The following is a 13,091-nucleotide window of genomic DNA, read 5'->3' on the forward strand; positions in this document are numbered from 1 at the left end:
TGCTGTAAAACAGCACTATTTGTATTTTTTCCCTATTAACTGGGAAACGCAGGAAAAACTTCTTTCGCTTTTCAGTTAATTGTTGCTCTGGAATTTTTTCAATTATTTTACATAGAACTGGATTATTTTTGCAATAATCATTCATATTTTCTTTATCTAAAAAGACTATTTCTCCATTTTCAGAATTAAAAGTGAAATTATTATCATCAAATTTTTTATGTAAAGTTGGTGAAAGGTTTAAATAATTTTCTTTATCAGAGATAAAATTTAATAATTTATTAATTTCTGTATCATCTTTATTTTCTGTATTAAAGTTTGAATATCAGTAATTTATAATCATCATTTTAATCTTATAAACGGGAAAAATGTGAGCTTTTTCAATTGGTTCACTTCTTGAAAAAGGAAAAACATTTACTTGATTTATTTTACTTCTTTCTTTTTCAATTGTTTTTTCAAGTGTTTCTTTTTGTCTGCTAATTAAATTTAAATTATTTAAATAGATTTTTTTCTTTTCAGGTGAATCATTTGAATTAATTATTTTTATTGATTCATAAATATTTTTAAAAATATTTGTTGATTCTTTTTTATTGTTAATTTTTGCTTTGAACTCTTCAATATAATCATATTCAAGACTTGTTTGATAATAAATTTTTTCATAATTTGAAATATTATTGTTAAGTTTAGTAGAAAAATTTTTGAAAAATAAATGAAAATTTCTCTTGAAAATTTCGTTTTCCTTACTCAAAATCAAAGGAGCATTTTCAGGTTTAGATAATTCCCCGGCAGGATTAGAACCTCTAACTAGAGTAATAATGTTCTTAATTGTTTCATTTCTAAAATTATCTTTTAAGAAATTATTTATAATAGAAAGTTCTTTTTCATTTAATTTTACTAATTTTCTATCACTCAAACTCAATCTTTTTTCTTGAGTAAATCCAAGTAAATTGAATAGTTCATCTCTTTTTTTAAACATTGCAATTTTATCCCTAAATCATCTTTCTGTTGTTTTTAAATCAATAAAACATTCATCAAGTTTGAAGAAATAATCAACTATAACAAGTGATTCTTTCATATAAATGAAATAAAATTTCCCCTTAAAACTTGCACTTGTAGTGGTTTTGGAATCATAATTTTTTGTTTCAACATCAAATGAATTTCAAACTAATTTTGGGTTATTCATAATTCTCCTTTATAAATTCAACAATTTTTTCAAATATTTTTTCAAGCACTTCAACTGAAATTGAATTTCCTGCTAAAAATGTCATTTTTTGTTCGCTTAATAAATTAGAATCTTTAATCTTTTTTATATCTTCTTTACTAAAACCCATATATAATAAAGATTCTTCTCCATTTATTACTCTTATTTTCTTTGTATTTTCAAAGAAAAATTTTATTCTGGAATTTGCTCCTGAAGCAGTTAAAGTTGGACCTAAATCAGTATTAGCATAAATATAATTTTCAGAATTAAAATTTGTATAATTATGTATAAATGCTTTTTTAATATTATTTTTGGTTACATAAAACTCATCTATTTTTAGCTTTTTTAATTTATCTTCAAGTAATTTATCTTTAGGTGTTTGTTCTGTATCTTCTTTTATTATTTTGTTGAGTTTTTTTGTATTTTTAATAATTTCTGGTCATTCAAAACCATTTTTATTTAAAGTTGAAATCATAAAAACTCTTTCTCTATTTTGTACTGAATTGAAATCTGAAGAATTGATAATTTTTCAAGTAGAAAAATATCCAAGACTTTTTAAAAAGTCTATTCATTTATTGAAGTCATCATTAAATTTTTTACTTGCTAGGCTCTTTACATTTTCAAGCAGCAAAACTTTAGGTAGTCTATCTTTATTGGCAATTAATAACCTTTGAATTTGAAGTAATAAACCACTTCTTGTTTCTTTTGTTATTCCTTTTTGTTTACCTTGCTGTGATAAATCTTGACAAGGAAAAGAATAAGTAAAAATATCTATACCATTTGGTATAACTTTTACTTCTTTTATATCATTATAAAATGAAGGAGTCTCCTCAGAGAGAGAGAGAGAGAGAGCACTCGGCAGTTTTTATAAATTTTTCAAAAAATGGATAAATTTGTATTAAATATTCATCGGATTTCTTATTAAAAAATCTGTTAGAAACCAAATTTTTACTATCATTACTTAATTTTAATTTAGATAAATTTTCTTTAATTTTATCTAAATTAATTTTATTTGTGTGACTTTCCTTCTTTTCATTTATTAAATCATAAGCAATTATTGAATCTATAAATCATTCAATTAAACCCATTGATTTGACAGTTATATTCATTTTGTTTTTAATATTGTTTAGTGCTTTAATTTGCGAACCAATTCCAGCAAAAGCTTCAAAAATTTTTATTTCTCTCTTTTTCATTTCTTTTTAAGTATATCGCGTTTCAAAAATAAACAAAAATCATTTTTTTATCTCTCTTTCTTTAAAAAATCTTGTCAAGAATTTAAAACATTGTTAGTGTTTATTAATTTTTGTTTGTATTTCTGATTTGAATTAGTGATGTAATCAAAAAAGTAATCTAAAATAACAAGGTGAGAAATTTTGGAAGCAATAGGTACTAATTTATCTAAATTATTGATTTTGGCATAAGTTATTTTTATATCAATTAATTCAGAAAATATTTTTTCAATATTTGAAGTAATTACTATTGTTTTTGCTCCAAATTCTTTTGCTTTCTTGAGAGCAAAATAAATTTCATTATTTCTAAAATTATTGCTCAAACAGATGATTGCATCATCTTTTTCAAGAGTTCCAAGTAATGGAAACATAGTGTGGAAATCCAGTTCAAAAGTTGCATCAAATCCTATTTTCTTTAGATTTGCACAAAATTCAGAAAGAATTTTTCCACTTGAACCAAGTCCAAATAATAGCACCTTTTTTGCTTTATTTAAATAGTTAGTAGCAAGTTTGATTTTATAGATATTTTCTTTTTGCACAGCAGAATTAATTGCATACTGTTGAGTCTTATAAATATTAAGAAAGTTCTTTTCAGTTTTTAAGAATTTTGTAGAAATATCTAAAATATCTAACTCTTTTATTCTTTTGTTAATAAAAATAGTTAGTGCTCTATAATTGTTAAAACCATATTTCTTGGCAAATCGTGAAATTGAAGCCTCGGAGCAATAAATTATCTGTGATAATTCTTGCTGAGTAAGGTCAAATTCCTTTTCATGGAATAAATTTATAAACTCAAGAATTTTTAATTCTACGTTAGTTAAAGAGTTAATTTTGGTCAAAATATTGTTAGTCATATTAATAATATTTTAATATATTAAATAATAAATGAAAGAAACTTTCAAAAATTTATTTTTTTCTTTCATTTATAATAAAATTATTTATGGATAATATAAAGGAGATTTTATGAAATATTCACAAAGTGTTTGTGCTATAAATAGTTTTGAATCACTTAAAATATTAGATGAACTTTCAAATTCTGGTATGACTCATATTCATATTGATTTTATGGATAGTTTTTATGTTCCAAGTTTTGGTTTTTCTTTCGAACAAGCAAAATTTTTAATCGAAAGATTCAAACATATAAATTTTGATGCTCATTTAATGGTGAAAAAACCTTTAAGATTAATTGAAAAATTAATCGAAGTAGGATTCAAAACGATTTTTATGCCAGCAAATGAAATATCACTTGAAGATTTTGTAGATGCTACTAAAAATTATCCAAATATTTGCTTTGGAATAATGTTAGAAGCAAATAATAATCCAGAAGACTTTAGAAATATAATATTAAATTCAAAAAAAATTCTTTTGATGACTATTGATAAAATAGGTGGTACTGGACAAAAATTAAATAATTTATTATTTTCAAAAGTTAATACAATTAAACAAATAAATAAATCGATTGAAATTTATTCAGATGGTGGCTTAAGAGTGACAAATAGTGATGAATTTTATCAAAATAATATAGATGTAGCTGTTGGTGGTTCCATAATATATTATTTTGATAGTGCTAATAAATTTATGAAATGATGAATAGAGAAATATGATTCTTAATATAGCAGTAATTGTTTTAGGTTCGCTTCTTGGTTTTATACTTTTAGTAGTCATTATTTGACGTTTATACGAGAAAATTAAAGGTAAAAAAAGCAATTTCAATTCTTCTAAAATTGGAAACACATCTAAAAAAACTCTTGAAAAACTATTGATTTTTGATTCATTAAATGATTCATTAACTTTAAGCAATATTCTTGTAAAAAATAATTTTGCTAAAAAAGGTTATTCGCTTTTTAGTGGAGTTGTTCTTACAAAAGAAAAAATTTATTTAATTTCTGATTGTGTTTCACTTGACAACTATGAAAAAATTTTAATTGATGAAAAAGGTGTTTTTTTACAAAAAAATAATAAATCATTTAAAAAAGATCTTTGAGAAACCTATTGATTAAATGAGTCATCAAGATGACTTGAGAAAAGATTCAAAGATAAATATGAAATTTTAATTCTTGTTGATGAAAATCTTAATAGTGATTTAATTGAAAATAAAACAAAATACAGATTTATAGATATTTATTCATTAAATAAAGAAATAGAAACTCAAAGTCAAACTTTAATGAATCCACAAAAGGTAAGTGAAATATTTTTAAAAAACAATTTATTTAAAAAGGAAGATTCTAAATAATGAAGTTTAATATTTTAGGGATTTTTCTTTTAGTTTGTGTTTTGATAATCCAAATTTTTATTGTTTTTGTTTATAAAATAAACTTAAAAATAAAATATCAAAAAATTGGTTTAAATTTGGTAGAAAAACCAACAGTAAGTGTTCAGAAAAATTTAAGTACTAAATTCAATAAAACATTTAATTTAAGTTTAAATATTAGTTGATTTAAAACTCAAATTAATATAAAAAAATCCTTGTTCTTTATCTCTAAAGAGAATTTAGGTTCAAATATTTTTTCACTTGTTAATTTACTTCACTTTAATTTTTATTGTTCAAATATAAAGAAAAATACAGAAAAAATAACTCTTATCTTTAAATATTTAATGATTTTATTATTTAGTACAGGTTGAGTTTTACTTACTATGGATTTATGAATTTGATCACTTTGTGTATTATCTTTATTTATTTTACTATTAGTATTTGAATTTGTTTTTAGTTATAAAATTTCTAAAATAGCATATATACAAACGAAAAATTATATTATTGAAAAATATCATAATCAAAATCTAAACTTAATTTTAAGTTATTTAAAATACAAAAGATTTTCACTTTTAGAAAAATATTTAACTTTTTATATTACTATCATTCAAGAATTAACTATTAAGTTTAAAAATTGGGGAAAAAATGAATAAAAAAACTAAACAAGAGTTAATTGAACATTTAGTTTATAAATATGCACTAGATGAAAAATATTTATCACAATTGTCATTAGAACAACTTGAAGAACTTTATCAAGAAAAAGAAAAAGAATCGTTATTAATTGCTAAAAACCCAAATAAATTCTTTTATATTAAAAGTTTACCTGTTCCAAAAGAAGTGGAAACAAAAACTTCTACAAAAGGTGGTTGAATAATATTTGGAGCATTTATTACAGTAATTATTTTTGCAATTGTTTTGTTTTTATTATTAGCTTTCTTAAAAAATTAAAATAAGGAGAAAAATGAAGTTATTTGACAAAAAAATGATGGAATGACAAGAAAATTGTCATGATTGAAAGGAAGTTGTACACAAAGGTGTAGAACTACTTGTAAAAGAAAATAAAGCTACATGAGAATTAGAGACAAAAATTTTAGATTCAACTGCACAATACGGAGCTTACTATGTTTTAGAAAAAGGAATAGCACTACTCCACGGACCTGCAGGAGATCATTGTTTAGAAGCTGCAACTTCCACACTTATTTTAAAAGATGAAGTAGTTTTTAATAATCAAGAAGATAAAAGTGCAAGAATTATTATAACTCTTTCAGCACCAGATAATACTTCTCACATTGGTTTTATTCAAGAATTTGGAAATTACTTTATGAATGAAGAATTTAAACAAAAAGTTTTAAAAGTTAAAAATATGCAAGAGTTTTTGGATTTAATAGAAAAATACGAGGTGAAATAATGAACATTAGATGTGTTTGTGGTTCTGGTTTAGGTTCAAGTCTTTTATTAGAAATGAATGTCAAATCAGTTTTAGATAAATTGGGAGTAGATTACGAATCTGTTGAACATACTAACATTTCATCATTTTCAAAAAATGGTGTTGATTATGTAGTTGTTGGTGCAGATGTTGCTCCTACATTGGATTTTCCAAAAGAAAAAATGGTTGTTTTAACCAACATTTTATCAAAAGATGAATTAGAAAAAAAATTAAAAGAATTATTAAAAATATAATTTTAGAAAGGAATTAAAATGGCTTTTCTTTTATGAATGCTTAATTTTTTAAAAGCCTTTGTAGCAGTACCTGCTTTATTAGTTGGTATTTTTACAATGATTGGAGCCCTTGTTTTAAGAAAAAAGGGTTCACAAGTTGTAGTAAGTACTTTTAAAGTTATTGTAGGTTTCTTAATTATGGGTGGTGGAGCTGGAGTTCTTGTTGGTTCACTAAACAAGTTCCAACCAGTTTTCCAAGCTGTTTATAGTTTAAATGGTATTATACCTAATAATGATGGTTTTGTTGGAGCTTTAGCAAAAGCATTACCAGAAATTGCTACTTTAGGTTCAATTATAATGTTAGTTGCAATGTTGTTAAACATTTTATTAGCACTAACTTCAAGATTTAAATATGTTTATTTATCAGGACACGTTTTATACTATACTTCCTTAATGTTAGCAGCAGTAATGTATGTAATCGGTTTTGATTTTCAAAATAGTGTTGCAGACTTTGTTTTAGCAATGTTTGCAGGAGCTGCTCTTTTAGCAGTTTATATGGTTATTTCACCAGCAGTTCAACAAAGATACATGAGACAAATTGTTGGGAGTGATGAAATCGCTTTAGGACACACTGGTGGATTTGGTTATGCTTTATCTGGATTAATCGGTGAAGCAGTTTATAAACTTAAAAAAGGAAAAGTTCTTTCAACAGAAGAAATTAAATTTCCACAATCACTATATTTCTTTAGAAACACACTAGTTTCTATTTCAATTACAGTATTTATTTTCTATCTTGCAGCATTTTTACCAGGTGGAATTTTATTTGAACTTGGAAAAATAACAAATAAAGAAGCTTTAGCTGTTTTAAGCGATGGAAACTGAGTTATCACAATGATAGTTCAAGCATTTACATTCACAGCTGGAGTAGAAATTGTTTTAGCTGGTGTTAGATTATTTATTGGTGAATTAGTGCCAATGTATAAAGGATTTAGCGATAAATTAATTAAAAATTCTAAAGCAGCTGTTGACTGTCCTGTAGTATTCCCTTATGCTCCTAATGCAGTTATTATTGGATTTATTTCTTCTTTTGCTGCTGGACTTGTAGGAATGGCTATTACTATTGGTTTAGGAGCTGCAAGTTTAATTCCTGCAGTTGTATTACCAGGATTAGTTCCTCACTTCTTCTTAGGAGCAACTTCTGGAGTATTTGGAAACGTTAAAGGTGGAATAATTGGTGCAATAGTTGGTCCATTTGTAGTTGGATTAATTATTACATTTATTCCTGTATTCTTTGTGCTTGGAAATTGAACTCCAACTAACACAAATGCTTTAGGAAAATTACTTGAAGCATCTAACTCAGTAAAAGCAGATTCATTAATTTCACTAAACTGAGGAGATACTGATTACTTTATTGGTTACATTCCAGGAATTATAGGATTAATCCCTAAAGCAGGAAAATATGTTGCTTTTGGTACAATCATTGCAACTTACTTAGCATTAGTTACTGATGGACTTGTTAAAAGATTTGTTTTTGACAAAAAAAATAAAGGTGAAGTAAAAAATGCGTAAAAAACATTTGGACTACACTGCAAATGAATTTATTGCAACAATGCGTGCAGTTGCTATTGACGGAATAAATAATGCAAAACAAGGGCATATTGGAATGGCTCTTGGTGCTTCTGAAATCTTTTATGCACTTGTAGGACAAGTAATGAGATTTAGTCCTTCTGATCCAAAATGAATCGATAGAGATCGTTTAGTTTTATCAGCAGGACATGGTTCAATGGGATTATATTCCATTTACCATTTACTTGGATTATTAAGCATTGATGATATTAAAGCACATAAAGAATATAATTCTAAAACTCCTTCACATCCAGAAATTGATAAATTAGAATTTGTCGATGCTTCTACCGGTCCATTAGGACAAGGTGTTGCAATGGCAGCGGGAATGGCACTAAGTGCTAAACACTTAATAAAAAGATTTAATAAAGATCGTTTAAATATTTTTAACCACAACATTTTTGTAGTTTGTGGAGATGGGGATTTACAAGAAGGAGTAGCTTTAGAAGCAATCCAATTTGCTGGTACAAATAAACTATCTAAACTTGTAATCATTCACGATTATAACAATATGCAAATTGATTCAGCATCTTCTGAAGTAAATAACATAAATTTTGAACTATTTTTCAAATCTCAAAATTTCAATGTTATTATTTTAAGAGATAATGATCCAGTTGAAATTCAAAAAGCATTAGAAAGAATTAAAGACACAGTAAAACCTACTTATATTCAAGTTCCTACCACAATCGCTTATGGAACAGATGTTGCAAACTCTCCAAAAGGACACAATGGAATTTTAAGTCCAGAAGCAACTGTTAGTTACAAAAAAAGACTTGGTTTAAAAGAAACTAAACCTTTTGAATACAATGAGCAAGCTTATGAATTTGGAAGACAAATGATTATTTCCAAATCAACAGCTTACACAAGATGAGTTAATAATTTTGAAAAATTAAAAACAAGATATCCAAAATTAGGAAGAGAACTTGAAGCGTTAATTAAAAGGGAAAAATCCTTTGATTTTAAAGATTTTAAATTTAAACAAACTAATGTTGCTACAAGAAATTATGTTGCTGAAATAATGCAATATTTAGATGGAAATTATGAAGATTTTATGGGTGGTTCTGCAGACCTTAGAAGTGCTACTAAAGTAGGTTTTGATTCTAATAGAAATATCAAATATGGAATTAGAGAATTTGCAATGACTGCTATCAACAACGGAATAAATTTACACTCAGGATACACTACTTTTGGTTCAACTTTCTTAGTTTTTGCAGACTATGCAAAACCAGCTCTTAGATTAGGTGCACTAATGGAAATCCCTTCTATTTCTGTATTTAGTCACGATTCTTATCAAGTAGGAGGAGATGGTCCAACTCATCAACCGGTTGAACAAATTGGGATGCTCCGTTCTATACCTAATTATTTAGTATTTAGACCAGCAGATGAAAATGAAATGCTAAATTCTTTTAAATATGCATTAAATAGCAAAAAAACACCTTGTGCTATAATTACATGTCGCCAAGAAGTGAAATCATTTAATTTACAAAAAAATGAATTTAAAGCAGCTTATTTCATTGATAAACAAGAAAGTGCAAATATTACACTTCTTGCTTCTGGTTCAGAGGTGAGTTTAGCTGAGCAAGTAGCTAATGAATTGAAAAAAATTAATATTAAAGCAAGTGTAATTTCTGTTCCATCCTTGCAATTATTGCTCGATGATGAAAAACTTATAAGTCAGTTAGAACTTGCTAAACAACCATTATTTGCAATCGAAGCTTCTAACGATCATTTATGATACAAACTTTCTAAATATTCTAAATTTGATGCTCATTTAGCAAAAGACTTTGGACACTCAGCACCAGGACAATTTGTTTATGAGTTAAATGGATTTAATAAAGAATTTTTAGTAGAAAAAATCAAATTATTTTTAGAAAAATAATAAAGAAAAAAACAAAAAAAGCATTCATTAATTGAGTGCTTTTTTCTTTAATTGTACTTTTGATCAATTAGTTTCATTCCAATTTCATCACAAAGAATATTTAAGGTAATTTTTACTTCTATCTCAGTTTCAAATTTATCTTTAATTTTTATTGAAAAAATATTTTGATATAAAGCATATAGTTCATTTATGACGTTTTCTATACTTTCTCTTTTAGTTAATGAAAAGGTAATGTCTCTTGATTTTAATGGTGAATTATCATACTCTTTAAATATTACTTTCTCTTTTTCAATAGCATCTAAATTGATTTCAGCAAACAAAGCATCACTGATATTTAGATATGGAGAAATTTTTCCAATTCACCCTACAAGAGTGTTGTTGTGGTATATTAAAGCGGTTGTTCCTGTGTGAAAATTATTAATATCTTCTGCTCTTTTGAAAGTTAAATTTTCTGAAACATTGTTTAAAATCACTTCTTTTAATTGATTGAAAGGATAAGAAGTTGAAGCTAAAGCTAAAACATTCTTAAATTCATTAACCATTCCTACTTCAAAAATAGAAATATCTGTGATTTTTCTTTTTTGATTATATTCAATCACTTCTGCTAAAGAAATTGCTAAAGAGTTTCTAATTTCTTCCCTTTCTTTGGAAACGAAAGTTTCTAAAGTTATATTTTGTTTGAAATCAAAAGGATTAAAAACATTACGTTCTTTTGAAATTAAAGAATAAGTTCAAACTTCTTGAAAACCACTAGAAGAGATTTTTTCTTTAATAATATTTGGTCTATTAATTAAAAATGAGTTAATTTTTGGTTGATTTAAAATCAAATTATTAAATCCATAAAATCTTAAAACTTCTTCAAGAATATCATCTATATCTTCAATATCATGTCTATAGTTAGGAACAATAATTTGTTCACCTTTAAACTCAAAACTAAGAATTTCTAGTGATTTTTTAACTGTTGCAAATCTTTCGGTTTTTGAAATTTCACTTCCTGCAATTCTATTAATGTAATTGATATCAAAATAAATAGATTTTTGCTCTATTTTTGGTAGATTGATTATTTGTGAAAATTCAGTTAAATAATTAGATAAAAAATGATGACCTAAAAGCATTGTACCTAATGAAACTTTTTTGGATGATTGTTTATAGGAATTAGAATCAATTTTGAGTTGCTTTGCTGTATGTCTTACATCTTTAATAGAGAAATTACCAATTTCAAAAATAATTTCTTTAGTATCTTTAGTTATAGAAGTTTTTTCTGCTCCCATAACTCCAGCAAGAGAAACTGCTTGATTATTTCCATCATAAATGGCAAGTGCGTTTGTAAAATCTACAATTTTATTACCAAGTGCTTCAAATTTTCCAGAAAAAATTTGTGGTTGTAAAGGACTTTTAATAGTATTTTTATTATATGCATGAGTGGGCATTCCGCTCATAATCAAGGTTAAATTAGTTAAATCAACTATAGGGGAAACTAATTTAATTCCTGATTTTAAAAGTAAAAATGAATCTTGTATATTTAGTTTAAAGTTACCATCTTTTTTAGCTTCAATACCTGTTAAAAGATTGTTTTCATTATTTTTTATAATAAAGTTGCTATTAAATGTTGGATTTTTATAATTTATATTTAGAGGTTCTGAAAGGAAAAAGGCAGCTAATTCTTTTGCCATTATTAAATAAGAGTTAGCATCAGAACGATTGCTTAGAATTTTAATATCAATTAAATAATCATCAAGATCAAACAAATCTAAAGGATTTTCCTGTAAATTTACTTTTTGAAAAGTAAAAATACCTTCTTTAAATTCGTCTCAAACTAAGTTAGTATCAAAACCAAGTTCATTTAAAGAAACAAGCATCCCTTCTGAATTAATACCTTGTAATTTTTTTTCAGCAAAAATCATTTTTCCATTGGTAGAACCAGGAACAAATGCCATTACGTAATCATTTTGCTTAACATTTATTGCTACAGTTTGAATAACTCTATCTTTATCAGCAAATTCTATTTCACAAACATTCAATTTATCAGCATTTGGATTTTTATAGATGTTTTTGATTCTACCAAATTTAACACCTTCAATGTTATTAAATTTTTGATAACTTTCAACTTCAAAACCTATGGAATTTATTGCTTCTAAAACATTTTCAAGTGTAATTTTAGCATCAAGATTAGCTAATTGTCTTAATTTTTTATATGAAAAAATCATTAGTTTTCCTTTCTAAATTGATTTAAAAATCTTAAATCATTTTTGTAAAATTCTCTAATATCCTGAATTTGGTATTTTATCATTGCAATTCTTTCAAGACCAATTCCTGCTGCAAAACCATTCATATCATTTGTATATCCTGCTTGCTTTAGCACATTTTTATGTAGCATTCCTGCACCTAAAATTTCTATTCATTTATTTTTGTAAAAAACATCTACTTCTACTGAAGGTTCAGTGAATGGAAAATAAGATGGTCTCATTCTAATTTGAACTTCTTCTTCTAAAACATAAGATAAAAAAGATTTTAATGTTCAGATTAAATTTGGAAAATTAACATTACCTACACTAATAAAGTCTACTTGTGTAAATTGATGAGAATGTGTTTGATCATCTTCGTCATTTCTATAAACTTTTCCAATTGAAAATTGACTAAAAGACTGATTTTTAAACATTTCTAAAGTTTTTGCACTTATTCCTGTGTTATGAGTTCTTAAAAGTAGATTTTGATTAATATACAGAGAATCTTGCATTTCTCTTGCCGGATGATCTTTTGCAATATTTAGTCTTTCAAAATTATATTCATCACTAACAATTTCTGAATCTGTGTATTCTAAATATCCATTTTGTGAAAATCACTCTCTTATTTTTTTAGAAACTAAAGTTATAGGGTGTAATGAACTTTTTGATTCCAAAGGTTCATTAACATCAATTCATTCGTTTTGAATTTTAGATTCAATTCTATGTTTTTCTATATTTTCAGCAGCTTTTTGAAAAAAAAGTTCAGCTTTTTCTTTTAATTCCTTTATTTTTTTTCCAATTTGTGCCTTTTTATCGTTAGTAGTTTGTTTTAATTCTTTAGTTAATTTTGCTATTTCACCTTCAGGTCCAAATACTTTATTTTTAGCTTGTTTTAAATCTTCGAGATTTTTTATTTTATCTAATTCCATTTTTCCCTTTCTAATATGTAAAATTATATATAAAAATATGTTTTTAACAACATTTTTTGCATTATAATATATTTAAAATTATTAAAATAAATGATTAA

14 protein-coding genes are annotated in these 13,091 nt (G+C 25.4%); 8 read left to right on the forward strand and 6 right to left on the reverse strand.

Annotated elements, in window-relative coordinates; all coding sequences use genetic code 4:
• From ACXX85_RS02725 to ACXX85_RS02740, 4 genes are all read right to left on the reverse strand, one after another.
• The coding region (locus tag ACXX85_RS02725) for an MAG4270 family putative restriction endonuclease (protein WP_458560572.1) at positions 1-1,180 on the reverse strand (1,180 nt) is incomplete at its 3' end.
• Positions 1,173-2,060 (reverse strand): DNA (cytosine-5-)-methyltransferase, encoded by an 888-nt coding sequence (gene dcm, locus ACXX85_RS02730; protein ID WP_458560584.1) that lies wholly within the window; start codon positions 2,058-2,060, stop codon positions 1,173-1,175. The genes dcm and ACXX85_RS02725, both read right to left, overlap by 8 nt.
• Entirely contained in the window at positions 2,008-2,391 is a 384-nt protein-coding gene (dcm_N, locus tag ACXX85_RS02735; RefSeq protein WP_458560573.1) for a DNA (cytosine-5-)-methyltransferase N-terminal subunit, read from the reverse strand. The genes dcm and dcm_N overlap by 53 nt, the downstream gene beginning before the upstream one ends.
• Before the next feature lie 47 nt (positions 2,392-2,438).
• Positions 2,439-3,281, reverse strand: coding sequence for a MurR/RpiR family transcriptional regulator (locus ACXX85_RS02740; RefSeq protein WP_436358435.1), 843 nt, complete (start codon positions 3,279-3,281; stop codon positions 2,439-2,441).
• Between the two features lie 109 nt (positions 3,282-3,390).
• Between ACXX85_RS02740 and ACXX85_RS02745 the strand changes: the two genes are divergently transcribed.
• Genes ACXX85_RS02745 through ACXX85_RS02780 form a run of 8 tightly spaced genes read left to right on the forward strand, consistent with a single transcriptional unit; the run spans position 3,391 to position 9,839 of the window.
• Positions 3,391-4,038, forward strand: coding sequence for a hypothetical protein (locus ACXX85_RS02745; protein ID WP_458560574.1), 648 nt, complete (start codon positions 3,391-3,393; stop codon positions 4,036-4,038).
• Entirely contained in the window at positions 4,028-4,660 is a 633-nt protein-coding gene (locus ACXX85_RS02750; RefSeq protein WP_436358433.1) for a hypothetical protein, read from the forward strand. Before ACXX85_RS02745 ends, ACXX85_RS02750 begins: the two co-directional genes overlap by 11 nt.
• Positions 4,660-5,331, forward strand: a complete 672-nt coding sequence (locus tag ACXX85_RS02755; protein WP_458560575.1) for a hypothetical protein — start codon at positions 4,660-4,662, stop codon at positions 5,329-5,331. The genes ACXX85_RS02750 and ACXX85_RS02755 overlap by 1 nt, the downstream gene beginning before the upstream one ends.
• The gene (locus ACXX85_RS02760; protein WP_436358431.1) at positions 5,324-5,626 is read left to right on the forward strand and encodes a hypothetical protein; all 303 of its coding nucleotides are present in this window, start codon (positions 5,324-5,326) and stop codon (positions 5,624-5,626) included. The genes ACXX85_RS02755 and ACXX85_RS02760 overlap by 8 nt, the downstream gene beginning before the upstream one ends.
• Positions 5,627-5,639: 13 nt before the next feature.
• On the forward strand, positions 5,640-6,086 hold the full coding sequence (locus tag ACXX85_RS02765) for a PTS sugar transporter subunit IIA (protein WP_436358430.1): 447 nt from the start codon (positions 5,640-5,642) through the stop codon (positions 6,084-6,086).
• Positions 6,086-6,358, forward strand: coding sequence for a PTS sugar transporter subunit IIB (locus tag ACXX85_RS02770; protein ID WP_436358429.1), 273 nt, complete (start codon positions 6,086-6,088; stop codon positions 6,356-6,358). Before ACXX85_RS02765 ends, ACXX85_RS02770 begins: the two co-directional genes overlap by 1 nt.
• An 18-nt stretch (positions 6,359-6,376) precedes the next feature.
• Entirely contained in the window at positions 6,377-7,906 is a 1,530-nt protein-coding gene (locus ACXX85_RS02775) for a PTS ascorbate transporter subunit IIC (protein ID WP_436358428.1), read from the forward strand.
• Positions 7,899-9,839, forward strand: a complete 1,941-nt coding sequence (locus ACXX85_RS02780) for a transketolase-like TK C-terminal-containing protein (RefSeq protein WP_458560576.1) — start codon at positions 7,899-7,901, stop codon at positions 9,837-9,839. The genes ACXX85_RS02775 and ACXX85_RS02780 overlap by 8 nt, the downstream gene beginning before the upstream one ends.
• 47 nt (positions 9,840-9,886) lie before the next feature.
• Here ACXX85_RS02780 and ACXX85_RS02785 read toward each other — a convergent pair whose 3' ends face one another.
• Both ACXX85_RS02785 and pheS read right to left on the reverse strand, forming a co-directional pair.
• Positions 9,887-12,046, reverse strand: a complete 2,160-nt coding sequence (locus ACXX85_RS02785) for a phenylalanine--tRNA ligase subunit beta (protein WP_458560577.1) — start codon at positions 12,044-12,046, stop codon at positions 9,887-9,889.
• A complete protein-coding gene (gene pheS / locus ACXX85_RS02790) occupies positions 12,046-12,993 on the reverse strand; it encodes a phenylalanine--tRNA ligase subunit alpha (protein ID WP_436358425.1) in 948 nt (315 codons plus the stop codon). Before pheS ends, ACXX85_RS02785 begins: the two co-directional genes overlap by 1 nt.
• Between the last annotated feature and the right edge of the window lie 98 nt (positions 12,994-13,091).

The organism is Mycoplasma sp. Z386, from assembly GCF_054343375.1.